The organism is Cohnella soli, from assembly GCF_042655525.1.
GTDB classification, from domain to species: Bacteria; Bacillota; Bacilli; order Paenibacillales; family Paenibacillaceae; genus Cohnella; species Cohnella soli.
Genome location: NZ_JBHSMI010000025.1, coordinates 189,470 through 215,322, shown reverse-complemented (window position 1 = coordinate 215,322; position 25,853 = coordinate 189,470). Strand labels below are relative to the sequence as shown.

Annotated in this window: 33 protein-coding genes and 1 tRNA gene; all 34 read left to right on the top strand. The window is 53.7% G+C overall.

Features of this window, described 5'->3' with window-relative positions; all coding sequences use genetic code 11:
- Positions 1-18 precede the first annotated feature (18 nt).
- The 34 genes from ACFPOF_RS13915 to ACFPOF_RS13750 all read left to right on the top strand — a co-directional run bounded on the left by ACFPOF_RS13915 (position 19) and on the right by ACFPOF_RS13750 (position 25,444).
- On the top strand, positions 19-636 hold the full coding sequence (locus ACFPOF_RS13915; protein WP_378133568.1) for a hypothetical protein: 618 nt from the start codon (positions 19-21) through the stop codon (positions 634-636).
- A 6-nt stretch (positions 637-642) separates the two neighbouring features.
- Positions 643-1,560 (top strand): YIEGIA family protein, encoded by a 918-nt coding sequence (locus tag ACFPOF_RS13910; RefSeq protein ID WP_378133566.1) that lies wholly within the window; start codon positions 643-645, stop codon positions 1,558-1,560.
- The gene (locus tag ACFPOF_RS13905) at positions 1,553-1,732 is read left to right on the top strand and encodes a capping complex subunit for YIEGIA (protein ID WP_378133564.1); all 180 of its coding nucleotides are present in this window, start codon (positions 1,553-1,555) and stop codon (positions 1,730-1,732) included. Before ACFPOF_RS13910 ends, ACFPOF_RS13905 begins: the two co-directional genes overlap by 8 nt.
- Positions 1,733-1,873: 141 nt before the next feature.
- Positions 1,874-3,196, top strand: a complete 1,323-nt coding sequence (gene der, locus ACFPOF_RS13900; protein WP_378133562.1) for a ribosome biogenesis GTPase Der — start codon at positions 1,874-1,876, stop codon at positions 3,194-3,196.
- Between the two features lie 14 nt (positions 3,197-3,210).
- Positions 3,211-3,825, top strand: coding sequence for a glycerol-3-phosphate 1-O-acyltransferase PlsY (gene plsY, locus ACFPOF_RS13895; protein ID WP_378133560.1), 615 nt, complete (start codon positions 3,211-3,213; stop codon positions 3,823-3,825).
- Positions 3,815-4,849, top strand: coding sequence for an NAD(P)H-dependent glycerol-3-phosphate dehydrogenase (locus ACFPOF_RS13890; RefSeq protein ID WP_378134406.1), 1,035 nt, complete (start codon positions 3,815-3,817; stop codon positions 4,847-4,849). Before plsY ends, ACFPOF_RS13890 begins: the two co-directional genes overlap by 11 nt.
- A gap of 111 nt (positions 4,850-4,960) precedes the next feature.
- The gene (locus ACFPOF_RS13885) at positions 4,961-5,233 is read left to right on the top strand and encodes a stage VI sporulation protein F (RefSeq protein ID WP_378133558.1); all 273 of its coding nucleotides are present in this window, start codon (positions 4,961-4,963) and stop codon (positions 5,231-5,233) included.
- A gap of 160 nt (positions 5,234-5,393) precedes the next feature.
- Positions 5,394-5,612 carry a DUF2768 family protein gene (locus ACFPOF_RS13880; RefSeq protein ID WP_378133556.1) on the top strand — a complete coding sequence of 73 codons (219 nt, stop codon included), beginning with the start codon at positions 5,394-5,396 and terminating at the stop codon, positions 5,610-5,612.
- Positions 5,613-5,642: 30 nt separating this feature from the next.
- Positions 5,643-5,936 (top strand): 2Fe-2S iron-sulfur cluster-binding protein, encoded by a 294-nt coding sequence (locus tag ACFPOF_RS13875; protein WP_378133554.1) that lies wholly within the window; start codon positions 5,643-5,645, stop codon positions 5,934-5,936.
- A 22-nt stretch (positions 5,937-5,958) separates the two neighbouring features.
- Positions 5,959-6,615: a nucleotidyltransferase domain-containing protein gene (locus ACFPOF_RS13870; RefSeq protein WP_378133552.1), complete on the top strand. Its 657-nt coding sequence runs from the start codon at positions 5,959-5,961 to the stop codon at positions 6,613-6,615.
- On the top strand, positions 6,572-6,934 hold the full coding sequence (locus tag ACFPOF_RS13865) for a 2Fe-2S iron-sulfur cluster-binding protein (protein ID WP_378133550.1): 363 nt from the start codon (positions 6,572-6,574) through the stop codon (positions 6,932-6,934). Before ACFPOF_RS13870 ends, ACFPOF_RS13865 begins: the two co-directional genes overlap by 44 nt.
- Before the next feature lie 26 nt (positions 6,935-6,960).
- On the top strand, positions 6,961-7,698 hold the full coding sequence (locus ACFPOF_RS13860) for a hypothetical protein (RefSeq protein ID WP_378133548.1): 738 nt from the start codon (positions 6,961-6,963) through the stop codon (positions 7,696-7,698).
- Between the two features lie 305 nt (positions 7,699-8,003).
- Positions 8,004-9,482, top strand: a complete 1,479-nt coding sequence (spoIVA, locus tag ACFPOF_RS13855; RefSeq protein ID WP_378133546.1) for a stage IV sporulation protein A — start codon at positions 8,004-8,006, stop codon at positions 9,480-9,482.
- 248 nt (positions 9,483-9,730) lie between these two features.
- Positions 9,731-10,870: a sugar ABC transporter substrate-binding protein gene (locus ACFPOF_RS13850; RefSeq protein ID WP_378133544.1), complete on the top strand. Its 1,140-nt coding sequence runs from the start codon at positions 9,731-9,733 to the stop codon at positions 10,868-10,870.
- A gap of 104 nt (positions 10,871-10,974) precedes the next feature.
- Complete coding sequence (locus ACFPOF_RS13845) at positions 10,975-12,495, top strand: sugar ABC transporter ATP-binding protein (RefSeq protein ID WP_378133542.1); 1,521 nt, start codon at positions 10,975-10,977, stop codon at positions 12,493-12,495.
- The gene (locus tag ACFPOF_RS13840; protein WP_378133540.1) at positions 12,492-13,478 is read left to right on the top strand and encodes an ABC transporter permease; all 987 of its coding nucleotides are present in this window, start codon (positions 12,492-12,494) and stop codon (positions 13,476-13,478) included. Before ACFPOF_RS13845 ends, ACFPOF_RS13840 begins: the two co-directional genes overlap by 4 nt.
- 129 nt (positions 13,479-13,607) lie before the next feature.
- On the top strand, positions 13,608-13,880 hold the full coding sequence (locus ACFPOF_RS13835) for an HU family DNA-binding protein (protein ID WP_378133538.1): 273 nt from the start codon (positions 13,608-13,610) through the stop codon (positions 13,878-13,880).
- Between the two features lie 114 nt (positions 13,881-13,994).
- Positions 13,995-14,071 (top strand) — tRNA-Pro (locus tag ACFPOF_RS13830).
- A 109-nt stretch (positions 14,072-14,180) separates the two neighbouring features.
- Positions 14,181-14,402 (top strand): trp RNA-binding attenuation protein MtrB, encoded by a 222-nt coding sequence (mtrB, locus tag ACFPOF_RS13825; RefSeq protein ID WP_378133536.1) that lies wholly within the window; start codon positions 14,181-14,183, stop codon positions 14,400-14,402.
- Between the two features lie 87 nt (positions 14,403-14,489).
- On the top strand, positions 14,490-15,023 hold the full coding sequence (locus ACFPOF_RS13820) for a hypothetical protein (protein WP_378133534.1): 534 nt from the start codon (positions 14,490-14,492) through the stop codon (positions 15,021-15,023).
- Positions 15,024-15,117: 94 nt separating this feature from the next.
- Positions 15,118-15,999 (top strand): heptaprenyl diphosphate synthase component 1, encoded by an 882-nt coding sequence (locus ACFPOF_RS13815; RefSeq protein ID WP_378133532.1) that lies wholly within the window; start codon positions 15,118-15,120, stop codon positions 15,997-15,999.
- Positions 15,999-16,718, top strand: a complete 720-nt coding sequence (locus ACFPOF_RS13810) for a demethylmenaquinone methyltransferase (protein ID WP_378134403.1) — start codon at positions 15,999-16,001, stop codon at positions 16,716-16,718. The genes ACFPOF_RS13815 and ACFPOF_RS13810 overlap by 1 nt, the downstream gene beginning before the upstream one ends.
- On the top strand, positions 16,715-17,590 hold the full coding sequence (locus ACFPOF_RS13805; RefSeq protein ID WP_378133530.1) for a UbiA-like polyprenyltransferase: 876 nt from the start codon (positions 16,715-16,717) through the stop codon (positions 17,588-17,590). The genes ACFPOF_RS13810 and ACFPOF_RS13805 overlap by 4 nt, the downstream gene beginning before the upstream one ends.
- A 47-nt stretch (positions 17,591-17,637) precedes the next feature.
- Positions 17,638-18,225 (top strand): UbiX family flavin prenyltransferase, encoded by a 588-nt coding sequence (locus ACFPOF_RS13800; protein WP_378134401.1) that lies wholly within the window; start codon positions 17,638-17,640, stop codon positions 18,223-18,225.
- A complete protein-coding gene (locus ACFPOF_RS13795; RefSeq protein ID WP_378133528.1) occupies positions 18,212-19,096 on the top strand; it encodes a menaquinone biosynthetic enzyme MqnA/MqnD family protein in 885 nt (294 codons plus the stop codon). The genes ACFPOF_RS13800 and ACFPOF_RS13795 overlap by 14 nt, the downstream gene beginning before the upstream one ends.
- A 4-nt stretch (positions 19,097-19,100) precedes the next feature.
- Entirely contained in the window at positions 19,101-20,075 is a 975-nt protein-coding gene (locus tag ACFPOF_RS13790; RefSeq protein WP_378133526.1) for a polyprenyl synthetase family protein, read from the top strand.
- Between the two features lie 63 nt (positions 20,076-20,138).
- Complete coding sequence (gene ndk / locus ACFPOF_RS13785; protein ID WP_378133523.1) at positions 20,139-20,582, top strand: nucleoside-diphosphate kinase; 444 nt, start codon at positions 20,139-20,141, stop codon at positions 20,580-20,582.
- A 12-nt stretch (positions 20,583-20,594) separates the two neighbouring features.
- Positions 20,595-21,416, top strand: coding sequence for a CheR family methyltransferase (locus tag ACFPOF_RS13780; protein WP_378133521.1), 822 nt, complete (start codon positions 20,595-20,597; stop codon positions 21,414-21,416).
- Positions 21,417-21,480: 64 nt separating this feature from the next.
- Entirely contained in the window at positions 21,481-21,639 is a 159-nt protein-coding gene (locus tag ACFPOF_RS13775) for a hypothetical protein (protein WP_378133519.1), read from the top strand.
- Between the two features lie 148 nt (positions 21,640-21,787).
- The gene (gene aroC, locus ACFPOF_RS13770; RefSeq protein ID WP_378133517.1) at positions 21,788-22,963 is read left to right on the top strand and encodes a chorismate synthase; all 1,176 of its coding nucleotides are present in this window, start codon (positions 21,788-21,790) and stop codon (positions 22,961-22,963) included.
- Positions 22,964-22,974: 11 nt separating this feature from the next.
- Positions 22,975-24,066, top strand: a complete 1,092-nt coding sequence (aroB, locus tag ACFPOF_RS13765; protein WP_378134399.1) for a 3-dehydroquinate synthase — start codon at positions 22,975-22,977, stop codon at positions 24,064-24,066.
- Between the two features lie 168 nt (positions 24,067-24,234).
- Complete coding sequence (gene aroH, locus ACFPOF_RS13760) at positions 24,235-24,603, top strand: chorismate mutase (RefSeq protein WP_209743156.1); 369 nt, start codon at positions 24,235-24,237, stop codon at positions 24,601-24,603.
- A 148-nt stretch (positions 24,604-24,751) separates the two neighbouring features.
- On the top strand, positions 24,752-24,937 hold the full coding sequence (locus tag ACFPOF_RS13755) for a hypothetical protein (RefSeq protein WP_378133515.1): 186 nt from the start codon (positions 24,752-24,754) through the stop codon (positions 24,935-24,937).
- A gap of 9 nt (positions 24,938-24,946) precedes the next feature.
- Entirely contained in the window at positions 24,947-25,444 is a 498-nt protein-coding gene (locus ACFPOF_RS13750; RefSeq protein WP_378133513.1) for a hypothetical protein, read from the top strand.
- Positions 25,445-25,853: the final 409 nt, after the last annotated feature.

Genomic DNA, 25,853 nt, shown 5'->3' with positions numbered 1-25,853 from the left:
CTTTATGGAGGTGGGGGAATGTCGCCGTCGTACGGTTCGGCATTTTTATGGCTGTTTGCCGCAGTGCTTTGGTGGAGCGGGTGGAGAGAAGAGCCAAGAGGCCGTGTACCGCGCTGGTTCGTAGGGGTGTTTTTAGCCGGATGGCCGTTGTTGCTGCGTATCGATGTGTCAACTACTTATGGCGACATTAACGGTGCTTGGGCATGGACGCTGCTAGCTGTCCTCGTGCTGGCCGTGACGACACCTGGAGCGCGCAAATGGACGGCGCTATCTTCGGGTGTACTGCTTGGTGCCGTTTACTTATTGTTTAATCGGCTTGCCTCGTACCCGGGAGGTTACCCGCGAGAGATGACAATGTGGCTTATGGCGGTGATGATTGGTTGGGTGGCGGCATTGTTTCTTCGAACTTCTGCGGAGCAAGTTCTGGCCATATCGGTAGCGCTTTACGCTAACGTCGGGTTGCTGGCGATCGTGAGAGGTTCGGATGTCGTAGCACATTCTTCCTGGGCAACGGAATGGACGGAAGCATGGTGGACAGCGGTGCTTGCAGCCCGCTTATGGTCGATTGGCGTCGACGCGATCGCGGTGAAGGCGAGCAGATGGATCCCGGGATGGGGTAACCGAAGAGGGGGATAACGGGCAATGCACAGTTGGATTAGTTCGCATCACGAATTGATAGGCGTGACGATGGGGACAGCATTCGGTCTGGCGGCGAGAATGACGATGCTTCGAAGCGATTACCGTCAATATCCGGCGTACCCGCATGGCAAAATCATTCATCTGGCGCTCGGGTTGATTGCAGGCGCTTTGGGCTCGGTTGCGGTTCCGGCGTTGTATAACAAAAACTACACGGCGATTACATTCCTGTCGCTTGCCGCCCAGCAATTCAGGGAAGTCCGCAATATGGAACGAAACACATTAACGGCGATTGATCATTTGGAGCTGGTACCGCGCGGAGCGGCTTACATTGAAGGTATCGCCGTTGTATTCGAGGGCAGGAATTACTTGGCGATTTTGACGGCGTTCGTTACCAGTCTCGTGGTCATGCTCTCAACATGGTGGGCGGGGGCGATTGCGGGAGTGCTGCTGCTGTTCATCATACATTTCTTTATGAAGGGGAAAGTGATCGCGCATATCGCTAATATCGAAAGAGTGCCGGTAAAACTGGACGGGCCCAACCTATATGTCGGAGACGTGTACATGATGAACGTGGGCTTGGACGAGAACCGTGAGATCATTCGGGAGCAAGGGTTCGGGTTTGTGTTAACGCCCAAAAGCGACGACGCCAAAGTGACGATTGCCAACTTGGGGCAACGTCAAGCCATACTTCACGATGTTTCGACGAGGCTTGGCGTTTACCGGGACGACGGCGACCCAGCGCTGCTTCCGATCGCGAAGCTTGGGCTCGGGACGGGGAAGCTCGGTGTCCTTGTGCTTCCTAGGGAGAAGGACCATGACAAGGCATATCAGGCGGTTTGCAACGTTCCTCTGCTCGAAGCGGCCGTCCGAAAGCCGACAAAGGCGAACAGAAAAAGCACGGAGGGGAACGCCGTTGGCTAAAATTGTAGGCATCGTAACGACCGTTAAAGACAGCGTCGCCGGCGGGGCGCCCATTTTTATCGCGAAGGACAGAACTGATCTGCAGAAGGTGTCCCATCTTCTGGAGAAGGTTCTTGACTGCGCGGCGCACGAAGTTCATCCCGATATGTTCATCATCGTCGATCGTCACTGATTATCGGTGAAGTCTAGCGGCGATAACGAAGAATCGTTAGCCAAGAAGGACGATTTTTGGTATGATGAAAGTTGTGGTTGTTTTTAACAGCTGTCAGTAACAAGGCGGCTAAAGCGTTATGACCAGTTAAGGAGTGAAAATATGGCAAGACCCGTAATCGCCATCGTCGGTAGGCCGAACGTCGGCAAATCGACGATATTTAACCGGATCATTGGCGACCGGCTTGCGATTGTCGAAGATAAGCCGGGCGTTACGCGAGACCGGCTCTACGGCACTGGCGAGTGGAATGGCATAGCATTCAGCGTTATCGATACCGGAGGCATCGAGATCGACGGGGAGGACAGCTTGTTGCGTTCCGTGCGCGCACAGGCGGAACTCGCTATCGAAGAAGCCGACGTCATCATATTTATGGCGGATGCCAAAGCCGGCGTCACGCATTCGGACGAAGAAGTCGCGCAAATGCTGTTCAGATCGCGCAAGCCGATCGTGCTCGGCATTAATAAAGTGGACAACATGCAGCGGATGGAAGACATTTACGAATTTTACTCCCTCGGCTTCGGCGAACCGATCCCATTGTCCGGCTCTCACGGCACGGGCATCGGAGATTTGTTGGATGCTGCCGTCTCCCAGCTTCCGGTGAAGGAAGACATCGTCTATAACGACGACGTCATTAAGGTCGCGCTAATCGGGCGGCCGAACGTCGGCAAGTCGTCGCTTGTCAATGCCATACTCGGCGAAGAGCGCGTTATCGTCAGCAATATCGCTGGTACGACGAGAGATGCGATCGATACGCCGTTCGAGAAGGACGGCCAGAAATACGTGCTTATCGATACGGCTGGCATGCGTAAGCGCGGCAAAGTGTACGAGACGACGGAGAAGTACAGTGTCATGAGGTCGATGCAAGCGATCGAACGAGCGGATGTCGTGCTTGTCGTCATTAACGGCGAGGAAGGCATTATCGAGCAAGACAAGCATATTGCAGGTTATGCGCATGAGAACGGTAAAGCCGCGGTATTTGTTGTTAACAAATGGGACGCCGTCGAGAAAGATGACAAGACGATGCAGCATTTCACGAACACGATCCGCGACAACTTCCTGTTTATGTCGTACGCGCCAGTCGTATATTTGTCCGCGCTCACGAAGTCCCGGCTCAGCAAGCTGCTCCCGGTCGTTAACCATGTAGCCGAGCAGCATGCGCTTCGCATTCCGACAAATGTGCTGAACGACATTATATCCGATGCGGTCGCGATGAATCCGCCGCCGACGGACAAAGGCCGCAGACTGCGCATCAATTACGTGACACAAGTCGCCGTCAAACCGCCGACGCTGCTCATCTTTGTTAACGACCCTGAATTGATGCATTTTTCTTATGAACGTTACTTGGAGAATAAAATCCGCGCCGCGTTCGCGTTCGAGGGGACGCCGCTTCGGTTGTTCACCCGTAAGAAATCCGATCAAGATTAGGGGAGGCCGTCGCGTTGAGTGCGATTATCGCGATTATTGTCAGTTATTTATTAGGTTCTGTTTCCTTTAGCATTTTAATGGCTCGGTGGCTGCGCAAAATCGACATACGCGACTTCGGCAGCGGCAACGCGGGAGCGACGAACACGTTGCGGGTGCTTGGCAAAGGTCCCGCGCTGCTTGTCTTCTTGCTCGATTTTGCGAAAGGTACAGCAGGCGCTTTGATCGGTATGGGACTCGGCGACGGGCACCATTGGGTTCCGGTTGCTTGCGGCCTTGCGGCTATCGCCGGACATAACTGGCCTATCTTTTTCCGCTTTAAGGGTGGTAAAGGCATTGCGACGACCGTTGGCGCTCTCGTCATTTGGGGATTTCTGCCGACCCTGATCGCGGGGCTCGCCGCTATCGCCGTAATCGCAATGACGAAATACGTATCGCTCGGCTCTATGATTCTCGGCGTCTTGCTTCCGATTCTTTTTTACGCGTTCGATCTGAACGCGGCTTACGTATGGGGAGCGGTTGTTGTCGGCGTACTTGCGCTCGTAAGACACCGTAAAAACATCGTTAAGCTGGCAAACGGCACTGAGAATAAGCTTGGCGGAGGAAAGAAAGGTGAGCCACATGGCGCTTAAAGTCGCGGTGCTCGTCGCAGGAAGTTGGGGGACGGCGTTATCGCGAGTTCTTGCGGATAACGGCCACTCCGTCGCATTGTGGACGAGAAACTCGGCACAGGCGGATGAAATCAACCATAACCGAACGAACGAAAAGTATTTACCTAGCGCCGAGCTTCCGGCCGGTATTTCGGCAACGACGGACATGGCAGCGGCGCTGACCGGCGCTACGGCCGTGCTTGTCGTGGCGCCGTCCGCCGCGATGCGGGATGTCGCCCGCTTGGCGAAGCCGCATTTACATAAAGATTCTTTCGTTATTCACGCCACGAAAGGATTTGAAATCGACAGTCTGAAGCGGATGTCGACGGTGCTGGCCGAAGAGTTGGAACGTCCTGAAGGCGAGATTGTCGTTCTCTCGGGACCGAGCCACGCGGAGGAAGTCGTCAAACGGCTACCGACGACGATTGTCGTCGCCGCCAAAGACATCGCGTGCGCGCAAGCGGCGCAAGATTTGTTTATGAACGGGGAATATTTCCGCGTCTATACGAACCCGGATCCCGTCGGCGTCGAGACGGCCGGGGCGATCAAAAACATTATCGCGCTCGGCGCGGGCTTATCCGACGGACTTGGATTCGGCGATAATGCGAAAGCAGCGCTCATTACCCGCGGACTTGCCGAGATTGCTCGTCTTGGCGCAGCGATGGGCGCGAATCCGCTAACGTTCGCAGGCATCGCAGGAGTCGGCGACCTGATTGCAACTTGCACGAGCAAGCACAGTCGCAACTGGCGGGCAGGTTCGCTACTGGCGCAAGGCGTTCCGGCAGCGGAAGTTCAAGAGCGCATTGGAATGGTCGTCGAAGGCGTGCGGACAACGAAAGCCGCTTATGCTCTTGCTCGTCAATTCAACGTCGAAATGCCGATTATGGCGCAGTTGTATGCGGTATTATTCGAAGGTTTGTCTCCGGATCGCGCCGTCGAGGCACTCATGGGTCGCGTCAAGACGCACGAGATCGAAGAAATCAAGGAAAAATGGATTCCGGGTTAACATGCCCATGCTTCGGGCATACTAACCTGTTTTCCTGTCCGGGCAACGAGCCCACACGCTTCCGCTTTTCTCCTCATAGGATGCATGGCAATCACCCGGAGGAGGGGAAGCATGGACAAATTTCCTAAAGATTTGCTCGGCGCCGTCAACAAAAAAGCGGGCAAAAACATTTCGGAGAACTCGATCAAAAAAATCGCGAGCGGCGTTAATTCCAACACGTTGCAGAGTGAAGCGCAAATCCGGCAGCTCATCAAGCAAGTATCCACGATGGCGAACGTTCCCGTATCCGAAGATACGGTGAAGGAAATCGTGGCTGCCGTGAAAAAAAGCGGCATGAACATGGGCGGTTTGGAGTCGCTTATGAAAATGATGATCAAGAAGTAACGCGAAAACGGTTCTTAATCGGTTTTGGCCGATTAAGGGCCGTTTTTTGTCAAAGTATCGTGACAATTGCCATACTTCGGCAAGCAGCGGTGGAGAAGGTTTCGCCAAAATGGTATAATATGATGCATTTATCGCACTCCTTGGACGGAGGAACTTCGACATGTATTTGATGTTTCAAGCTTTTACGGCTGCGGCGAAGCTCGACGGCATGATGAAAATGTGGTTTTCTTTTATCGGCATGGGCTTGATGATCGTATCCGCGGTGCTGATCTATTTTGCGAGAAGCAAAACGAAAGGGTGGATTCGCGTCATCTTGACGATTGTTTCCGTTATTATTTTAATTTATGGTTGCGGATTTGAATTGGTCGCCCTTACGTAATCGCACAATGGGGATAGAGAGGGATTTAACTTGTTAACGCTAATGGGAAAAACGGTCACGAAAACGGTTGAGCCGAAGCCGGGCCGAACGCTTCTGAACCATGCCGTCGACGCGTCCGTGGATTGGCTGTTCAACTGTTCCCGAGGAACCTGTGCCAAGTGCAGGTGTATCGTAACTGAAGGAGCCGATCTGCTTGAGGAATACACGGATGCCGAATGGGACAGGCTCGGACCGGAAGAACTGGATGCCGGTTATCGGCTCGGCTGCCAGGCGGTCGTTGCGACAAGCGGCGTTATCGCGGCCAGAAACAAAACATATTTCTGAATGGAGATAGGAAGTGGTCCGCATGAACGACGCCGGACGTATGGAAGAGACGCTAGCGAAGCTGGCGGAACTGCTGGAAGGCAGCGGCGCGCGCTGGGTCGTTGGAGGCAGCACGGGGCTTGCGTTGCGCGGCGCTAAGCTGGGGCGCGCGCCTAGAGATGTCGACTTGTATGCCGATGCGAACGACGTTCGCGCGATTCACGAGCGGCTGAGCGAGTTCGCGTTGGATGCGCCCGCAGAAGATGAGACGGACAAGTATCGGTCAATTTTATCGCATTATCATATCGGAGGAACGGTCGTCGAACTGGTCGGACAGTTTCGTGTGGCCGCAAGAAATTCGGTATACAAGACCGAAGTGTCCGAGTTCCTCTATCCGATGGGACATGAGGTTCGAATCGCAGGGAAAAACGTCGTTCTCGTTCCGCTCGCCCACGAGCTTGTTTTTAATCTGCTAAGAGATCGCGTCGACAGAGTGGAAATGGTTGGCGCACTTATAACCGCCGATTCTCGCCTCCACGTTACCCAGCTCGAAAAGCTGCTAGCGAGGAATCACATATCCGAGGAGGTTACGGCTGCAGCGCGGACGTACGCGGCTCGCGACGAACGAAACGGTGCGAAAGGGGCTGCGATAGCGGATGAGCAAGACGAGAACGGTAACGTTTCTGCCGGACGGGACTAAAATCGCCGTTCGTCCGGGTACGACACTGTTGGAAGCTTCGCGACGCGCAGGCGTCGCTATTCGGACCCGATGCGGCGGCGTTGCGGGTTGCTTGATGTGCAAGGTGAACGTCCCAGTCGATTATGCTGGAGCTTTTCATTCGCCGACTGCGGCAGAGACGTACAAGCTCGGACCTCAGCAGCTCAGCGAAGGCTACCGTCTGAGCTGCCAGGCGAAAATAACCGGCGACGCGACTGTTGTCGTACCTGAAGATCCGCTGAAGGCAGCGATCCGCAAGAAGCTGGCAGAACAGAATGAAGATGATGACTGGTTTAGATAGATGAGAGGGAACGGGGGAATGGAGCGATGAAAGCAACGCAGTGGATACGAGTGATGGCGGTAACGCTGATTGCTCTGACCATGCTGGCACTGACAGGTTGTCTGTATCCTGAAGAAAATACGCCGGGCAACGACGGTTCCGTCAGACAGGCGGTGGTAGCCGTTCAAGATGCGGTGGACAGATTCCAGCAGCAATCGGGCTTGCTGCCGATTAAGAGCGCGGACGCTAGTGTGCCGTTGTATGAGAAATACAAAATTGATTTCGGTAAGCTGAAACGAATGGATTTCCTTGGCCAAGTGCCGTCTGCGGCATTCGAGAACGGGGGCAAATATCAGTTTCTCGTTATCGACGAAGAGACGAAACCGCAAGTTAAGCTGCTCGACGTGGCAACGTTTCAGACGATTTCCGACATTCAGAAGAAAGTAGACGCATACCGCGCCTCGCACGAGGACAAGCTGCCCTCCAAAGGTGAGCTTTACACCGGCTATTCGTCCATTGATTTCGATAAGCTCGGAGTGAAAGCGCCGGATGTGATGAGTGTCTATTCAAACCAGTCGTTAAACGTAATGCTGAACGATAAGGGCAAAGTGTTCGTCGACTATGCGATCGACATTGCCACAGCGGTTCGGAAATCGGGCGTCGAGCCGAAGCAGGGCGGAGACCTAAGACGCGTACTGATCGAGCAATCATATTATGTGCCCGTGAAGTCTCCTGAGTACGTCTGGACGAACGGAGAACCTATCCCGATTGCCGTCAATTCATAGAGTCGAGTAACGGAAAACCGTATTTTCGCCGACGAGCCGCGTCGGTCGAAGATGCGGTTTTTCTTTGTTTGCAATAATATTGCGGGAACGCGCTATGGAAAGTCATACGCGTCTGCCTTCTTTCATATGCTCATGGGGGAAACGACGAGGCGCCGGGGACGATAGCCGGCTTGGCAAACATTTTTCGCGTGAGCGTCATATTCGGGTCGTTCGCACATACAATGTTACTAGTCCAAGTTCGTGTACGAGTTCCGCCCTATGGCGGGTCACGAAAGTTTCGCGATTACGATGGGAGGGAATCTCTAGTGGAAAAAGTGGACATTTTCAAGGATATCGCCGAACGCACCGGCGGCGACATCTACCTCGGGGTCGTGGGTGCCGTACGAACGGGCAAATCGACCTTCATTAAACGGTTTATGGAAACCGTCGTATTGCCGAACATCGCGCATGAAGCCGACCGGGTACGCGCGATCGACGAACTCCCGCAAAGCGCGGCCGGGCGCACGATCATGACGACCGAACCGAAGTTCGTGCCGAACAACGCCGTTCAATTAAAAGTCGCCGAAGGGCTTGAAGTAAATGTCAGGCTCGTAGATTGCGTCGGTTATACGGTAGAAGGCGCCAAAGGATTTGAAGACGAAGGCGGACCGCGCATGATTACGACGCCGTGGTTCGATGATCCGATTCCTTTCCAGGAAGCGGCAGAGATAGGCACCCGCAAAGTCATTCAAGAACATTCGACGCTTGGCGTCGTCGTCACGACGGATGGCTCTATCGCGGAAATTCCGCGCAGCGCTTACGTCGACGCGGAAGAGCGTGTCGTTAACGAATTGAAGGAAGTCGGCAAGCCGTTCGTCTTGATCGTAAACTCCGCGCGTCCGAAGAGCGAAGAAGCGCAGGCGCTTCGCAGCGAATTGGCAGCGAAATACGATATTCCTGTTATGGCCGTCAGCGCGGCAACGATGGGCGAAGAAGAAGTGATGGGCGTCCTTCGCGAGGTGCTCTACGAGTTCCCGGTTCACGAAGTGAACGTGAATCTGCCAAGCTGGGTTATGGTGCTGAACGAAGGTCACTGGCTCCGTTCGAGCTACGAGAATTCCGTTCGCGATACAGTCAAGGACATCAGACGTTTGCGCGATGTTGAACGTGTTGTCGGTCAGTTTATGGAGTATGATTTTGTCGCTCGCGCGGGTTTAAGCGGGATCAACTATGGCCAAGGCGTTGCCGAGATCGATCTGTACGCGCCTGACGAGTTGTACGACAAAATTTTGATGGAAGTCGTCGGTACCGAAATTCGCGGCAAAGATCATCTGCTGCAGCTCATGCAGGAGTTCTCCCACGCGAAGCGCGAGTATGATCGATTCGCAGAAGCGCTCGAGATGGTCAAGACGACCGGCTACGGCATCGCTGCGCCTTCCCTAGCGGAAATGGTGCTCGACGAGCCGGAATTGATCCGCCAAGGCTCGCGTTTCGGCGTACGGCTCAAGGCGACGGCTCCGTCCATCCATATGATCCGCGTCGATGTCGAGTCCGAATTCGCGCCGATCATCGGTACGGAGAAGCAAAGCGAGGAACTCGTTCGTTACTTGATGCAGGATTTCGAGAAGGACCCGATCAAGATTTGGGAGTCGGATATTTTCGGTCGGTCACTCCATTCGATCGTCCGCGAAGGCATCCAAGGCAAAATCGCTATGATGCCGGACAACGCCCGCTACAAATTGCAAGAAACGCTCGGACGCATCATTAACGAAGGCTCCGGCGGCTTGATCGCCATCATTTTGTAAACTTGATTCATGGATATTTGCATGGAGAAACCCCGACGGCGGAAGCCGATCGGGGTTTTTGCAGTGCCCAAAATGTATCGGGTATTGTCAGATCGTGTCGAATACCCTAAAATGATGGATGGCAATGGGGTGGATATGCAAATCTAGTGGAATTCAAAATAAAATACTAAAAACCGATTGACATACTCGGAATTACCGTTTATAGTCATTTTATCTACTAGAGATATGATTTGGGAGGCTATCAGACAATGACTCAACGCAAACTGAAATTTTCGTGGTTCGCTTTGGCACTCGCGCTCGTATTGGTACTTGCGGCCTGCGGCAAAAAGGAAGAAAACAATAACGCCGGAAGCTCGGCTTCCGCATCATCTTCGGCATCCGCCGCTCCGTCCGAGAGCGCATCTGCTGCGCCCGCGGCAGACGCCTTGAAAGGCAAGAAAATCGCTCTTATCATGAGGCTTAACACCGGTACGTTCTCGGCGCAATACGTCGATGGCGTGAAGAAGCAAATCGCGAAATACGGCGGCAATGTAACAGTGCTTACAGCCGACAACGACTTAGCTAAAATGGCAGCAAACCTCGATTCTGCAGTAACGCAGAAGTTCGACGGTATCCTCATCGACCATGGCGATGCGGCGGCGCTGACGAATGGCGTAAACAACGCGATCGCGGCTGGAATTCCGATCGTTGCGTTCGACTCCGGCTTGAATGCGGTCGAAGGCGTGACGAACCTCGCGCAGAACGACCAATTGCTGGCGCAATTGACTTTGGACAAGCTGGCCGAGGAAGCTGGCGGCAAAGGCAACATCGTTAAAGTGTGGGTTGCCGGATTCCCTCCGATGGAAAGCCGTCAAATTTCGTACAAAGCGTTTATCGAGAAAAATACGGGCATTAAAGAAATCGCTGCGTTCGGCGATGCGTCTAACCCGCAACTCGATACGCAGAATAAGCTCGAAGCGGTATTGAAACAATATCCGAACAAAGGCGACATAACGGCGGTATGGGCATCTTGGGATGAATTCGCCAAAGGCGCCGCCAACGCGATCAAACAAGCCGGCCGCGACGAAATCAAAGTGTACGGCATCGACTTGAGCGATGAAGACTTGAAACTGATTCAAGATCCGACGAGCCCGTGGGTTGCTTCCGCAGCGGTTGACCCGGCTTCGATCGGTACGGTTCAAGTTCGGTACCTTTATCAAAAGTTCCATGGCGATACGACGCCGCCGGAAGTGCAGCTGGAGCCGATCTTCGTACACCGAGACGCGTTGCCGAAGGATAAAGTGATTACGACTGCCGAGTTGTCCCAATACGTGCCTGGATGGGGCAGCAGCGACTTGGGCAATACGGAATACTTGAAAGAGCTTGAAACGGCTGTAGGCGCAAAATAATTAATAAAGTATGGCACGGCGCGGGTTATTTCCGCGCCGTTTCCTGCTGTACAAAGCCGCTCATGGCGCGAATATCGTTCCGTGAAGAAGGGAGGCCGACGGCGATGAACGACAAACTGCAGACGGTATTGAACATGAAAGGCATAACGAAAGCATTCGCAGGCGTAAAAGCGCTCAATAACGTCGATTTCTCCGTCCGAGGCGGGGAAATCCATGCGTTGCTCGGCGCCAACGGAGCAGGTAAAAGCACGTTAATGAAAATTTTGTCCGGCGCCTACGAGACGGACGAAGGCACAATCGAAGTTGCGGACGCGGAATTCGTCTTCCGTTCCCCGTCCGATGCGAAGGGCTCGGGCATTCATTGCGTCTATCAGGAAGTGGACACTTCGCTTGTCCCCCATTTATCCGTGTCGGAAAACATATTCCTTGACCGGCTCGCTTCTGCGAACGGCAAAGGGTGGTTAAGATGGGGGAGGCTGCACGAAGAGGCACAATCCGCGCTTGATCGGGTCGGATTTGAATTGCCGCCTCAGACGCTGGTGCGCGATTTGACGTTAGCCGAGAAGCAACTTGTATTGATTGCTAGATTGCTAGCACAAGAAGCGAAATTTGTCATTCTCGACGAGCCTACCGCTCCGCTTAGTTTGGAAGAGACGGAGAGGTTATTTGCAATAATGAGCGGACTTAAAGCCGTAGGCATCGGCGTCATCTTTATTTCCCACCGGCTGCCGGAAGTGTTTCGCATATGCGACCGGATCACGGTCATGCGGGACGGCGAGAGAGTGTTGACAGAGCGTAAAGAGCAGCTGGATACCGGCGCTGTCGTGCGTGCGATGTTGGGCAGAAGCTTCGAAGAGGAATTTCCGAAGCTGGAAGCCGAAAAAGGTGAGCCGGTGTTAACTGTTCGCGGTCTAGAGGCCGGCAAAAGGGTGAGAGGTGTCGATCTTGACGTGCGCCGAGGGGAAATCGTAGCGGTCGTCGGGCTCGTCGGTGCCGGCAAGACGGAGCTGTCGCGAGCTTTATTCGGCGCAGATCCGGTCGATCGCGGCACGATTGCGGTCGGAGGCTATGAAGCGAAGACGGGATCACCTGCAGAGGCCGTGCGTTCGGGTATTGCGCTGGTGCCGGAAGAACGTCGTAAAGAAGGCATTCTCGTCAGACATTCGGTGCTGCATAACCTAAGTTTGCCGATCCTTGAATCGATCAGCAAATTCGGCTTTTTGTCCGGCAAGTTGGAACGCAGTTTCGCTGATCGGCAAATTCGGGACTTGGGCATCAAGACGACTTCCGCAGCTCAGCTTACCGCTTATTTAAGCGGGGGTAACCAACAGAAAGTCGCCATCGGCAAATGGCTTGGTACGAACGCCGACGTATTTTTGTTCGACGAGCCGACCAAAGGGGTCGACGTTGGCGCGAAAAGCGATATTTTCCGCATTATCGGCAAGCTCGCTCAACAAGGAAAAGGCATCTTGTATTTGACTTGCGAGTTCGCCGAAGCGCTTGGGCTGGCGGATCGTATCCTCGTCATGTGCGACGGGGCGATCGTTAAATCATTTAACCGCGGGGAAGCGACGCAAGAAGATTTGCTGAACTACGCCAGCGCGGTGCGGGAGGAATTCGCGTGAAAAAACATTATCTGCCTTTCTTGTTCAAGTACGGGGCGCTTATTTTCATCGGCCTTGTGATCTTGTTCTTCTCGTTGTGGAACGAACACTTCTTCACTTATTCGAATATGTCGGACATTTTGCGTTCGATCTCAATCGTGACGTTCGTCGCGATCGGCGTCACGATTTCGCTAACGGTAGACGGCTTCGATCTATCGGTCGGCGCGACAGTGTCGCTGTCGACAGTCGTTACGGCGACGATGATGGTGTGGTACGAAATGCCGCTGATCGTCGTGCTTCTCGTACCGCTCGCCGTCGGCGCGCTAGTCGGTTTGCTGAATGCGCTTCTCATCGTTAGAATCCGCATTCCGGATTTGCTTGCAACGCTCTCGGTAATGTATATCGTAAACGGCATTCATAAGACATACACGAAAGGGTATTCGATATACGGCCATATGCCGATGCAAGACGGTTCTACTGCTCCGGGCGTCATGAATAAAGATTTTCTGTGGATCGGCCAAGGCAAGCTGCTCGGCATTCCGTTCCCGGTCATTCTTATGCTGCTCGCCGTCATCGCGGTCCACGTCTTCTTCAAGTACACCCGTTGGGGCAGACAGATGATCATGACAGGCGGCAACGAAGAAGCTGCAAGACTGTCGGGATTGAAGGTGAAAAAAGTGCGTGCGCTGGCCTATATCGCTTCCGGCGTATTCGCTGCGATCGGCGGCATGCTGTTCGCGGCGCGCATCGGCTCTGGCCAAATCGACGCTGGCGCGCCGATGCTGATGGAGTCCGTCGCTGCCGTGTTCGTTGGTTACTCCGTGTTCGCGGCCGGTAGGCCCAACATCGTTGGCACGTTTTTTGGAGCCGTGCTGATGGGCGTTCTCGTGAACGGTCTAACGATGATGAACGTGCAATACTACAATACCGACATCGTTAAAGGCCTTGTGCTAGTGCTCGCTCTAGCGGTCACGTTTATTCACCTGAATCGTCGAAAAGCGTGACCCTTTGATGGAGGGTTATCCGAAAAAACGCGCCACGCTTGAATATTCGGCGATCCCGAGTGTATAATTTCCGTGTAATCGGTTAAACAGATAACATGCCGACGTGCTGATCCGGGGAGGTGAATGCAAATGAACAAAACCGAATTGATCGCCAAAGTGGCCGAAATGGCCGACTTGTCCAAGAAAGACGCTACGCAAGCGGTAGACGCCGTATTCGACGTCATCTCCGAAGCTTTGCAAAGAGGGGACAAAGTGCAACTCGTAGGTTTCGGCAATTTCGAAGTGCGCGAACGTTCCGCCCGTAAAGGACGCAATCCGCAAACCGGCGTGGAAATCGAAATTCCGGCCGGGAAAATCCCCGCATTCAAGCCGGGCAAAGCGCTGAAAGACGGTATCAAATAAGTAGCGGCAACGTTTGAACCGGAAGTAGCTTTTCACGCGTATCTGCTTGTCTATCAAGGATTGTCGGGTTGCAACGCTAGAATCGGCTGTGCTATAATCCATTCGTATTCGAATCGGGACGTGGCGCAGCCTGGTAGCGCGCACCCTTGGGGTGGGTGAGGTCGAGAGTTCGAATCTCTCCGTTCCGACCAGACAAGACCGCATACTGCTTTCCCGCCATCGATGCGGGAGGGCAGTTTTTGTTTGACAGTGCTTCATGCATTCCTTCATGATAGATAATAGGGAGGAGGTTTTGGACCGATGAATAACGAGGTGCAAGATTACGTCGTCATTAAAGCGAAGGATTCCGGCGTGCAAGTGATCGGATTAACGCGCGGGCAAGATACGAAGTTTCACCATACGGAGAAACTCGACAAAGGCGAAGTATTGATCGTGCAATTCACCGACCATACGTCCGCCATGAAAATTAGAGGCAAGGCAACGATTGTCACCAAGTACGGCACGCTCGAGACGGATACATAGAACTAGGCGAAGGCGCAGGCATAGCCTGCCCTTTTTGTTTGTACAATGGGTAGGAAGAAGCATTTCCTGAAAAGGGGGATTTCGCCCATGCCCGCCCTTCCGTTCAAATCTTGGTCGTTATTCGTTGTCGCAGGTGTGGTAACCGTCTTGTCGCTCAGTGTATTGCCTACTACCGAACAGGTATTGGATCAACGTCGACAAGCAGTCGCGGTTTTTCAGCACGGCGGAGGCCGATGGCTGACGGACGACAATCTCGTCGACGCAATGGCTACTCTTCCGCTTCGCGGGCGGCTGTCCAAAGTAGTGTGGGACCACTCGATATTGACCGTAGATCTGACGGCCGATTCTGCAGACGGCGTATGGGCGGACTTGGCACAGCTTGTATCATTCGCCTGCGGGGATACGCGTAATGTGAAGCAACTTCTCGTGCGTTTTTTTGCAAGCAAAAGCAGTGGTCGTACGCTCATGATGGCGGCGGAGACAAGGAAGAGCGACTGGAGCTTAGAGGCGCTCGCGGACCCGCTGCTTCCGGCGAAATTGGCGGATCCTGACGGCAACAACAACATTCGCTTGTCCGTGACGCCTTCAGGCAAGAGGTGGCTCGCAAATTTTGCAAATTGATGAACAAAATCCTTGTCTCATGCGAGACTTTAACGGTTATGTTATAATATATGAAATCAAAAATCGGACGGGCAGCAAGTTCGGAGGCGGTAGGATGAGTACAGCAAAGATCGACCAGATGGCCGGCAAATATATGAACCACGACATGATCAACTTGCATACGGATTTGCCGGAATTCCCGCAAGGAAGAGTGTCTTTGCTTTACGCGGTGCTTCAGCACCAGCCGGAGGCTGCAAAGGATAAACAGTTGTTTGCGCTCGTTACGTCGCTTGTGCAAATGGGACTTGATACTCACGAGATGGTTGATAACGCGCCGTCTGGCATCGGGGGCGTGCTCGGCATGAGAGCGCAGCAACTTAAAGTGCTCGCCGGAGATTATTTCAGCAGTCGGTTTTACCATCTGCTGTCGCAGGCGGGGCAGATCGACGTAGTACGCCGGCTAAGCGAGGCGGTTTGTCAGGTCAATCGGTTGAAAATGATTTTTTACAGCAAAACAAAGCAAATGAAAATGGACGCGGAAGAATATCTCCACTACGGCGCAGAGTTAAGATCTGGGCTTTTCCTTTCGTTCACGGGGTTCATGAGCGGATTATACGAGCGGCTGTGGCCGGAAATTTTGAACGCATTCAGCCGTTGCGAAGTGTTAATGAACGAGCTCGGCAAAGTAGAAAAAGGCGCTTTCCTCGACGGCAGTTGGGGGATGTGGCACATTATGCAGGAAGGCTCCGAGGATGACCGTCGCATGCTGACGGAACGCCGCGAAGACACGGGCATGTTTGAGGCGTTACTGAGCAAGTACGACGTCGCTGAGAAGCTCGACGGATTGCTGCGTCAGGCGACTGCGCAATTGCAAACCACGTTGCAGCGGCTTCAATCGGATACGCTGCTGAGCGAACTGCAGCCAATTATCGAGCCGTTCGCTCAAGCCGGTAAGCTTCGCGCTGCCGTACTGAAGGAGTTGGGGCAAGGAATATGATGGACGCGGATTCCAAACAGAAGCATGTACACGCGGTGTTCGAAAGCATCGCTCCGAAATATGACATGATGAACGACTTGTTAAGCTTTAGACGTCACAAAGCGTGGCGCAGGTTCACGATGCGCAAGATGGATATGAAGCCGGGGCAGACGTCGCTGGACTTGTGTTGCGGCACATGCGACTGGACGATCGCGCTCGCGAAAGCATCTGAAAGCGGTAAGACTGTCGGTCTTGATTTTAGTCAGGCGATGCTGGATATCGGACAGACGAAGGTAGACAAGCTCAAGCTCGGCGATCAGATTACGCTTGTCCAGGGCAATGCGATGGATCTGCCGTTCCCGGACAACTCTTTTGACTTCGTGACGATCGGCTTCGGACTAAGAAACGTGCCAGACATCGTGCGGACGCTTAAGGAAATGAAACGGGTCGTCAAGCCGGGCGGCAAAATCGTCTGCCTGGAATTGTCCAAGCCTTCTTGGCAGCCGTTCAAAGGTATTTATTATTTTTATTTCGAGAAATTGTTGCCGCTGATGGGCAAGTGGTTCGTCAAAAGATACGAGCAATACCGCTGGCTCCCGGAATCGCTCGCGACTTTCCCCGATTTGCAGGCTCTTGCGGAACTGTTCCGCGGTGTCGGCATGCGCGATGTGAAAGCCTATCCGCTGACCGGCGGCGTGGCGGCGCTCCATCTCGGCACGAAAGGGAATGAGAGCGTATGATCGGCAAAATTCGCGTTTTTCTAGAAATGATAAAATTCGAACATACGTTGTTCGCTTTGCCGTTCGCTTATGTCGGGGCTATTCTTGGCGCGGTAACGGTTGAAAAAAGGTTGCCCGAATGGAGCGAGTGCGGCTGGATTCTTCTCGCGATGGTCGGCGCCCGTACGGCGGCGATGGGGCTGAATCGAGTGATAGACAAGGCGATTGATGCCCGCAATCCGCGCACGGCGATGCGCGCTATTCCGGCGGGGTTGTTGAAATCGAAAGATGTCCTTATTTTTATCGTCATCTCGTTCATCGCTTTGTTCTGGGCCGCCTCGCAGTTGAATTCACTTGCGGTTAAGCTGCTTCCGGTCGCCGTCTTTATGACCGTCATTTATTCGTATACGAAGCGCTTCACTTGGGCATGCCATATTATTCTTGGTCTCACGCTCGGCCTTGCGCCGCTCGGAGGATGGGTTGCAGTGACCGGCGGCGTAACATGGACGTCGATCATCCTTTATGTGACGGTGGCGTTGTGGACAGCAGGTTTTGACATTATTTACGCTTGTCAGGATGTCGATTTCGACCGCAAGGAAGGGCTTCATTCGATTCCTGTGCGTTTCGGTATCGCAGGCGCTCTCGATATCGCCAAAACATTCCATGCTTTAACGGCTGCCGGTTTCGCATTGTTGCTTGTGCTGACCGATCTTAGCTGGTGGTACTTCGTAGGCATGATTGTCGCCGCCGGGTTAATGTTATATGAACATCGTCTTGTGAAACCAAACGATTTGAGCAAGCTGAACGCCGCGTTCTTTACGATGAACGGCATTTTGAGCGCCGTTATTTTCTTCTTTACGTTTATCGATCTTGTGGTGGTGAGATCGTGGTAAAACGCGTCGACAACCCCGAACGCGAGCCGCGCAGATGGGTCGTCGGCATGACGGGGGCCAGCGGTGCTACCTACGGCGTTACGCTTTGCCGCCAGCTGCTCGCCTTCGGGTATCACGTACATTTGGTCGTGTCCGAGGCGGGCTGGCGTGTGTTGAAAGAAGAGTTGGGGTGGGAAACGACACGGCGAGCGGATGTGTTAAACGAACGTTTCGACGGAGCCATCGCAGACAAGCGGATGACCTATCATCCGCTTGCTGACATCGGGGCGAGCATTGCGAGCGGATCGTTCCGCTGCGAAGGAATGGCGATCGTGCCGTGCTCGATGGGCACTCTGGCCGCCATCGCCAGCGGCGCATCGACGAATCTGTTGACAAGAGCGGCTGACGTCGCCCTAAAGGAAGGTCGTCCGTTACTCCTCGTGCCCCGAGAAACGCCGCTGAACGCGATCCACCTCGAGAACATGCTGAAGCTGTCCCGTCTCGGCGTGCGGATTATTCCGGCGATGCCGGCTTTCTACAACGGTCCGCAGACATTGGACGATATCGTTAACTTCATGGTCGGCAAAGTGATGGACGGCATGGGCATCGAGCATCACATTTACAGAAGATGGGGACGACCCGATGACGAACAATAACGAAAGCAACCCGCGCCCGATTAAGCTCGGTCGCATTTCATACACGAATTCCTGGCCTGTGTTCCACCATTTCGATCCCGCGGACATTCCGTATGCGATGGAACTTCATTCGGACTTACCGGCGACGTTAAACCGGAAGCTTCGTTCGGGAGACATCGACATGGCTGCGATTTCATCCTACGCTTACGGATTGAATTCGGATTCATATTACGTTCTGCCTGATTTGTCTGTCAGCGCCTTTGGCAAAGTGCAATCGATTTTGCTTTTTCTTAAATCCCCGCTTGAGCAAGCGATCAACGGACGCATTGCGCTGACGACCGCTTCCGCTACATCCGTCAATTTGTTGAAGATCATCATGGAGAAGTTTTACGGCGGCAAACCGACTTACGAGGATGCCGAGCCCGATCTTGAGCAAATGCTCGCGAACGCGGATGCTGCGCTTCTCATCGGCGACCATGCCATTCGCGCTTCGTGGATGAATCACGGGTATCGCGTGCTCGATCTTGGCGAAGTATGGAACGTATGGACGGGGCATTGGATGACGTTCGCCTTGTGGGCCGTACGCCAAGAGACGGCGCAGACTTACCCGGAAGCGGTTCAAAGCATATACGAGGGACTGCTCCGCAGCAAAGCAAAAGCTTATGCGGATATGGGACCGATCATCGCGAAAGCGACGAACCAGATCGGTGGCGAATCCGGCTACTGGGAACGTTATTTTGCCTGCTTGCGCCATGATTTCGGACCGGAGCAGCAAGCCGGTCTCAAGCTTTATTTTCGTTACGCCAAAGAGCTCGGGCTCATCGAGAAAGAGCCTTCTCTCCTGGCATTGCCGGGTATTCCCGTAACGGACACCTTAACGAACCGCAGGTGAACTCATGAAATTAATTCAGCTTTACGCTTCCATGAGATCGGAGCTTCAATCCATCGAGGACGAAATGGCGCGTACGGTCACTTCGGACTTGCCGATCTTAAGCGAGACATCGTTACATTTGCTAAAGGCGGGCGGCAAGCGGCTTCGTCCGGTCGTCGTTCTGCTTTCGGGCAAGTTCGGCAACTATTCGCTGGAAACGCTCAAAAAAATCGCCGTTCCGCTGGAACTGATCCATATGGCGACGCTCGTGCATGACGACGTGATCGATGATGCCGACACACGCCGCGGTCAGTTGACGGTCAAGTCCAAGTGGGACAACAGGATTGCCATGTATACAGGTGATTACATATACGCCAAAGCGCTGACGGTCATTACGGAACTCGACAAGCCAAGAATCCATCAAATCTTGTCCGGCGCAATCGTGCAAATGTGTATCGGAGAGATGGAGCAAATCCGGGATTTCTTTAATATCGAGCAGAGCGTTCGCAATTACTTAAAGCGCATTCGTCGCAAAACGGCACTGCTGATCGCGATCAGCTGCCGGCTTGGCGCGATGGCGACCGACGCGCCGCCTCGGATCAGCAACACGCTGTACACGTTCGGTTACAATGTCGGAATGGCGTTCCAGATTACGGACGACTTGCTCGATATTTGCGGAACGGAGAAGGCCATCGGCAAACCGCCGGGCAGCGATCTGCGCCAAGGAAACATTTCGTTACCGGTATTGTTTGCGCTTCAAGACCCAGCAATTCGCGACCCGCTGCTGGACGAGATCAAACGAATTCGAGCGCAAGAAGGTCAAGCCGATTCTTCTGCGGCTGTAAAGCTCGTTCGTTCGAGCGAAGGCATCGGGCGGGCGGAGAAGCTCGCGGATCGTTACATCGCGAAAGCGGTCAAGGCGCTGGAGTCGCTTCCGGATATTCCAGCCAAACGCAATTTGGCAGATATTGCGCGATTTGTGGCGAAACGGAGTTATTAAGCGAAGGATTTTATGGTAATATAGTGGATACGTCATCCCGTGATGGCTGAAAGGAGAGAGCGCATGGAAAGAACCTACTTAATGGTCAAACCGGACGGTGTCGAACGTGGATTGATCGGCGAAATTGTCGGCAGATTCGAGCGCAAAGGCTTGAAGCTCGTCGCAGCCAAACTCATGAATGTATCTCTGGAACGAGCCGAACGGCACTATGCGGAGCACAAAGGGAAAGATTTTTACGAGCGGCTCCTGCAATTCATTACTGCCGGCCCCGTATTTGCGATGGTATGGGAAGGCGATCAGGCAGTCGGCCTTACACGGGCGATGATCGGCAAGACGAACGCGCTCGAAGCCGCGCCGGGAACGATCCGCAGCGATTTTGCGATACATACGAATTTCAATTTGATTCACGGCTCGGATTCTCCGGAGAACGCTGCTAGGGAAATCGGCATCTTTTTCAACGAGGAAGAATTGTTGTCTTACGATAAGGCGATTCAGGTGTGGATATAGGAGGACGCCGGCATGGGAGACAGAGGTGTTAACCCGCTAGCGGGCGGAGGGCTTTCGGAAGACGAAGATTTCGCGAGGTTTATCGTCAACATCAAGAAAGCGACATCGATCGATTTATCCCAGTACAAGGAAAATCAGATGCGGCGCCGGTTGACGACTTTGCGCATGAAATACGGCTACCAGACGTTTCAAGAGTATTTTTCCGCGTTAACCGCCAGCGATAAAATCCGGAACGAATTTCTCGACCGGATGACCATTAACGTCTCCGAATTTTGGCGTAATCCGAACCGTTGGCAAGTGCTGAAAGATAAGTTTTTTCCGGCCATGTTGAAGGAAAACGCTCGATTGAACGTATGGAGCGCCGCTTGTTCGACGGGAGAAGAGCCCTATACGCTTGCGATGATTCTTGACTCTCTCGGCGCGTTGGATAAGGCGACTTTGCTCGCGACCGACCTCGACGAAGGAGTTCTCGCCAAGGCGAAGGAAGGCGTCTACTTGGAGCGCTCGCTCCGCGACGTGCCTCCCGCATTTATTTCCAAATACTTCGAAGAAGCTGACGGCGCATACAAAGTTGCCGATCGGTTAAAGAGAGCGGTCAAGCTGCAAAAGCAAAATTTGCTGCTTGATACTTTCGGCGAGCGCTACGATCTGATCGTCTGCCGAAACGTTATGATTTACTTCACGGAAGACGCGAAACATGTGCTATACGGCAAATTCGCTAAAGCGCTGAAGCCGGGCGGACTGCTATTCGTCGGAAGCACGGAGCAGATTTTCTCTCCAGGGCAGTACGGACTTGAGACGGCCGACACATTTTTCTACCGGCGAATGAATTAAACGTATGAGGAATGGGCTCCCAACCGATACTAACAGGTATGAGACGACGTTAGCGGAGGGAGCCATGGACAAGCGCAAGGTGATCGCCGCCTATCGGCGAGGGTTAATATCCGTGCAGGAATGCGCGCAAATATTAGGCTTGGATAACGTGGAATTGCTCGGGTTCGTAAGGGAGCCGAGAGCCTCGGGTTCGAAAGCCGTATCGAAACAGTCCGTCCGATAAGGCGGGCTGTTTTCTTGTCAAACGCTTTAACGCTGTACTATAATGGTCAAAGATGTTGACGGCTTTTACGGCTTAGGGACTGTTGCGAAACGGTTATTTCGTAACAGTCACTGATTATAGCTGTAGTGGCGAATAGGGAGGAACCGGAGTGAGTTTACGTTACTTGACAGCGGGAGAGACGCACGGTCCGCAGCTTACCGCAATTATTGAAGGATTACCGAGCAATTTGGAATTGGATTTCGAAGCATTGAATTTTCAACTGCAACGTCGCCAGAAGGGGCACGGCCGTGGCCGGCGCATGCAGATCGAGACGGATACGGCAAACATTGTCGGCGGAGTCCGGCACGGACGGACGACGGGAGCTCCTGTCGCTGTCATCGTAGAGAACAAAGACTGGAAACATTGGACGAGCGTCATGAACGTGGAGCCGATTGAAGGCGGGGACGAGGCGAAGCGCCGCGTATTCCGTCCACGCCCGGGTCATGCAGATTTGAACGGCGGCTTGAAATACAATTTACGCGATTTGCGCAACGTGCTCGAGCGTTCGAGCGCCCGCGAGACGGCTGCACGCGTCGCGGTAGGCGCGATTGCGCGACAATTGCTCGCGACGTTTGACATCAAAGTCGCGGGACGTGTCGTTTCGATCGGAGACGTCGTGGCGGCTGATCCGTCGCCGGATATGTCCATCGACGAATTGATCGCGGTAACGGAAGAGTCCCCGGTTAGGGTTACGGACAAGGACGCGGAACAGAAAATGATCGAACTGATCGACCGTATGAAAGCGGAGGGCGATACGATCGGCGGCATCGTCGAATGTATCGTCACCGGGCTTCCGGTCGGTTTGGGCAGCCACGTGCAATGGGACCGCAAACTAGACGGGAGAATCGCGCAAGCGGTCATGTCCATCAATGCGTTCAAAGGCGTCGAGATCGGCATCGGTTTCGAAGCGGGCCGCACGCCGGGCTCGAAGGTTCACGATGAGATTATGTATACCGAGGAGCGCGGATTTTACCGGGCTTCCAATCGGCTCGGCGGCTTCGAAGGCGGCATGACGAACGGAGAACCGATCGTTGTGCGCGGTGTTATGAAGCCGATTCCGACTCTGTACAAACCGCTCGCGAGCGTGGATATCGACACGAAAGAACCGTTCACGGCGCAAGTTGAACGTTCCGACGCCTGCGCGGTGCCAGCGGCCAGCGTCGTGATGGAGCACGTCGTCGCTTGGGAAGTGGCTAACGCGTTCGTAGAGAAGTTCGGCGGAGATTCCGTTGAAGAAATTCAGGCGAACCTTGATCACTACTTGAAACAAGTCGGTGCTTACTAATGGCTGATACGATGCGGGAACTGACGGTTGATCTCGGCGATCGCTCGTATCCGATTTATATCGGCAGTGGTTTGATGGCCAAGGCAGGGGACACGTTCCTGAAACATGGTTTGCCGATCAAATCGCCGATTCTTCTTGTGACAGACTCGGCTGTCGTTGATCTGCATGCGGATAAGCTGGAGGCGTCTCTGGCTCATGCGGGTTATCGCGTGACGACGGCGGTCGTGCCTTCGGGAGAGGCGTCCAAGTCGCTCGAGATGCTCGACGAGTTGATTGGAGCCGCTTTGGAAGCTGGACTAGACCGCAAGTCGACCGTTGTCGCGCTTGGCGGGGGCGTCGTTGGAGACTTGGCGGGTTTCGTCGCAGCTTCGTTCATGCGGGGCGTGCGGTTCGTCCAAGTGCCGACGACCGTCTTGGCGCACGATAGCAGCGTCGGCGGCAAAGTTGCGGTTAACCATCGACTGGCGAAAAACATTATCGGAGCGTTCCATCAGCCGGAATTTGTGCTATACGATCTCGATACGCTGGCAACGCTGCCGATCCGGGAAGTGCGAGCCGGCTTGTCGGAAGTGATCAAGCATGGGCTCATCTGGAAGGCGGAGTTCGTCGAGTGGTGCGACGATAACGCGGATCGGCTGCTCGCGCTGGACCCGGACGCTCTCGGCTACGCCTTGTACGAAGGTTGCCTCGTGAAGTCGATCGTCGTGTCGCGAGACGAGCGAGAGAACGATTTGCGCGCCATCTTGAACCTCGGCCATACGATCGGTCATGCGCTCGAGGCGGTTGCCGGTTACGGCGAACTCGTTCACGGCGAAGCGATCGCGATCGGCATGGTCGGTTCCGCCCGTCTGGCGGCGCAGTTTGGCTATTCGCCGGACATTGCTTCAGAGACGGAACGCATTTTCAGGAAGTTCGGGTTGCCGGTTCGATTCCCGTCGGAACTGAGCACTGACGACATAATGGATGCGATGATGCACGATAAGAAATTCGCGGAAGGCAGCATGACTTTCGTCGTCCCGACGGCGATCGGCAGCGTGGAAATCCGCAAAGACGTTCCGTCCACATGGGTGAGGGAAATCGTCGACGGATTAAGAGACTGTTGAGAATTAACGTGAAGGATAACCCGTAGGATTTTGTCGGAGTACAAGGAAGCGAAACCGCCGCGTAGCAAAGCTACGCAAAGTTGAAGCTGACGCAGTAATTCGGCAAAAGACAAGGGATAGACGAACAGTTATTTCGTAACAGTCACTAAGAGAGGGGAATGGGCAAGAATGAGCGTGAGGGGAATCCGCGGTGCTATAACGGTTGAAGCAAACGAAGAAAAAGAGATTCTGGACGCGACTATCGAGCTGTTGAACGGCATCGTAGAAGTGAACCGGTTTTCTCCCGAGGACATCGCCAGCGTGTTCGTTACCGTCACGCAAGATTTGGATGCGACTTTCCCGGCGCGGGCGATTCGCCAGATGGAAGGCTGGGAGCTTGTTCCGTTGATGTGCTCATTAGAGGTGCCGGTTAAAGGCAGCCTTGAGAAATGCATCCGGCTTATGGTGCTCGTGAATACGGATGTCGCGCAGAAAGATATTCGCCACGTGTACTTAAACCGCGCCCAGGCGCTTCGTCCCGATTTGGTTGGGAAGTAACACGGAAATGTTCAGCCATTCGCGTGGCGAATGACGTAGAGCTAGTTTTGTGCAAAGAATAAACCGATTGACGCGCGAAGAACGCGCCGTTTGTCCCTATCGGGGCGGACGGCGTTTTTTTATTTTACCGAAGGGAGTTGGAAATAAGATGAGGGCAACGGCAATAGGCGAGGCTGAGAATGCGTACCTAAAGTTGTTGGAGGAGCAGTTGCTGACCGCTTCGGGTGAAAGGTTGGAACGGCTGCGCAAGCATGGAGAAGGAGAAAAGAGACTGCTGGTCGATTTGATTTGGCCGGTTCGCGGTTCGTTCGAGGGGATCGAGTTGGAGAAGTAGTTTTATACGTTGACAGGCGTGAAAGCCTATATCGACGTCTATGATACTAGAGCGCGTTTGGCTATGGAGGCGGAAGGTTTCGTCGTTCACGCGGAGAACATCACCCGTTCCCGTTTTGATTTTGAGAAGATGAGAGTGCGTTCGTTGGGCGCGCTAGGCATCGTCTACGTACCGTTTACTTTCGATGAGATGGATAAGAAACCGGATGCGTGCCGGCGGCAATTGTATGAGCTATTTGGGAAGTTTGGCGATTGGACATTAGCTGATAAGGGCAGTCTGGAATTATCTTTACACGAGAAAGAATTGCTTAAATTCTCGTTGTTTGTCGCACGCCCGATCCGAGTTCGCGACGTGCAACAATGTCTGGGGTTGACGGATCGGGCTGCATGCGGAAAAGTTTTGCGCGCGATGGTAACCAAGAAGCTGTTTCGTCCTCTCTTTGAAGGACGCCGGCGAAATCATCAATTTGTGCTTACAGATTCTGCGGCTGCAGGCAAGTGGAAATAAGACTCATTCACGAACTCGTACCGTAAGTCGGTTGAACCATCTTGGAGAGCCAGTTTTCGTTTTATTGATGCCTATAAGATGGTTTGACCGTCTTGCAGAGACAAACTGAGAGCAATTCTGATCGTGCAAGGTGGTTTGACCATCTTGGAGTGAAGGGAGTCGAACTGCATTCGTAGTGGTTTAGTTGTTGTTGACGCTCGCCATGCCGGATGCTATAGTATTACATATTAAGCGTTGCGGAACGGCCGGCCACAGGGACGGCAACTTACGCAGACGCGAGCCAAGTAGAGACGAGAAGAGATGAGCGGAGTTGCCGAATTCGACGTGCCGGACCGACAGGTGGGCGCGCGGATAATGGGCAGACTAAACTTATCGATTTTAACGCATCTCTGCGAAGCAGAGGTGCTTT